The 2,127-nt window shown below is 75.2% G+C and carries 2 protein-coding genes; one reads left to right on the top strand and one right to left on the bottom strand.

The annotated features are described in order from the left end of the window. Positions 1 to 1,173, top strand: a 1,173-nt coding sequence (locus AC13HU_RS36150; protein ID WP_483046232.1) for an SbcC/MukB-like Walker B domain-containing protein, incomplete at its 5' end; no start/stop codon positions are given. Positions 1,174 to 1,493: 320 nt separating this feature from the next. On the opposite strand, the gene AC13HU_RS36145 is transcribed toward AC13HU_RS36150, so the two are convergent. After that, on the bottom strand, positions 1,494 to 2,018 hold the full coding sequence (locus AC13HU_RS36145; protein WP_483046231.1) for a GNAT family N-acetyltransferase: 525 nt from the start codon (positions 2,016 to 2,018) through the stop codon (positions 1,494 to 1,496). Positions 2,019 to 2,127: the final 109 nt, after the last annotated feature.

Here is a 2,127-nt window from a genome sequence, read left to right as displayed (position 1 = left end):
GCCCTCGCCCGCGCGGAGGACGAGCGCGACCGGCGGACCGCGCAACGCGAGCAGGCGCTCAGCCGGACCGCGGCCCGCACCTCCCGGCGGGAGGAACTGGACGAGCAGCACCGGCGGTTGACCGGGGAGCTGGCCAGGGCCCGCGCGGGCCACGCCACCGTACGGGCCCGGCATGCGCATCTGACCGCGCGGATCGCCCTGCTGGACCGGGCCGTTGACGCGGCGCGGGAACGTACCGACGGTGAGCGGCGGCTGGCGGAGGCGGCGGCCGCGCTCGCGTCGGCCGCGAAGGCTGCCGGGTTCGGGTCGCCCGCCGAGGCCGCGGCGGCGCTGCTGCCAACCGCCGAACTGGCCCGCGCCGAAAGGGACGTGGCCGCCTGGGAACGAGAGGAGGCCGCGATCGAGGCAGCGCTGGCCGCGCCCGAACCGGCCGCGGCCGCGGTCCTGCCGCCCGCCGACCCCGAGCGTGCGCAGCGGATCGCGGACGGGGCGCACCGCCGGTTGCGGGAGGCATCCTCCGCGGAGTCCGCCGCCGCCACCCGCTGCCGGGAACTCGACCGGCTGACCGCCGTCGCCACCGCGCGGGTGCGGGAACTCGCCCCCGCCCGGACGGAGTTCGACCGGCTGAAGCGGCTGGCTGACCTGGCGGCGGGCAACTCCGCGGAGAACCGGTACCGGATGGAGCTGGAGACCTACGTCCTGGCGGCACGCCTGGAGCAGGTCGCCGCCGCAGCGGGCATGCGGCTCCAGCGGATGTCGGCGGGCCGCTACACGCTGGCGCACAGCGACGCCCGTGCGGGCAACCGGGCCAAGTCCGGCCTCGGACTGATGGTGGTGGACGCATGGACCGGCACCGAGCGGGACACCGCGACGCTCTCCGGCGGCGAGACGTTCTTCGCCTCGCTCGCACTGGCGCTGGGCCTGGCCGACGTCGTCACCGACGAGGCGGGCGGCATGCGGCTGGACACCCTCTTCATCGACGAGGGCTTCGGCAGCCTCGACGAGCAGACGCTCGACGAGGTACTGGACGTGCTCGACGGGCTGCGCGAACGGGACCGGGCCGTCGGCATCGTCAGCCACGTCGCCGACCTGCGGCACCGTATCCCCGTCCAGCTCAGGGTGGTCAAGGACCGCGGCGGTTCGAGCGTGCGGCTGCACACCGCCGCGAGCTGACCCGCGCGGCGGGTGCCCTTGCCGGAGCGGGCGCGCTTCCGACGGACCGGCCGCCCTGTACGGACCCCGGCGCCCTTTTCACCGGCCCGGCACCATTCATCGGCCGGGCGCATTTCACCGCCCGGGCGCCGTCACAGCACCAGCGGACGGCGGGCCAGCGGCGAGGAGTACATCAATGCTGAGCCCCCAGGCCGAGGAAGCGGCACAGCCCGGCCCGGCGGCGCCTCCGACCACATCCGCCGGTCACAAGGTCACCCGCCCATAAGCCCATAAGGCCACGAGGTCATACGGTCCTGCGCGCCTCGCCGTCGGCGGCAACGTCACCCCGGCATCGCGGTCAGTTCGTACGCCCACAGGTCCCCGCGGTCCGCCACCCGCACGAACCCGACCCGGTCCAGGACCGCCTGCGAGGCACGGTTGCCGGGCTCGGTGGTGGCCAGGGCGATCACCACATCAGGCTGCCCCAGCGCCCATTGGCACAGCGCGCGGGCCGCGTCCGTGGCCCAGCCCTGGCCCCGGCCTGACTCGGACAGGTCGTAGCCGATCTCGACCGCGCCGCGGTCCGGCGGGCCGTGGAAGCCGACACCGCCGAGCGCGATCAGGTCGTCGGCGCGCTGGATCGCGAACAGCCCCCAGCCGGGACGGTAGACCCCGGCGCTCGCGGCGGCGACCGTCATCGAGGCCGCGCTCATCGTGCCCTCGCCCGGGACCCCGTCGATCCAGGTGAGCGTGCCGGGCTTGCCGTCGGCCAGCAGTGCGGCCTCCCCGGGAAGTTGCTCGCGCAGGATGAGCCGGCCCTGGGTGAGCACCAGGCTCCCGGCGTCGTGGGAAGCGTGCAGAGTCATCGGGCCGAACCGCCTTGTCGCCAACGGAAGGAAGCGGGAACCGGCACCCGCACCTACGGGACGCGGAAGGGTGCGCGCGATGAACGCGACGACCCCCGCTCTCGCACCC

This window comes from Streptomyces sp. NH27 (assembly GCF_056859195.1).
Note: the sequence above shows the minus strand (reverse complement) of the source record. Positions and strands in the feature narration are given on the sequence as shown.

Coding starts and splice junctions, on each gene's coding strand:
- AC13HU_RS36145 (WP_483046231.1), bottom strand. CDS start 2,018: ATGACTCTGCACGCTTCCCACGACGCCGGGAGCCTGGTGCTCACCCAG.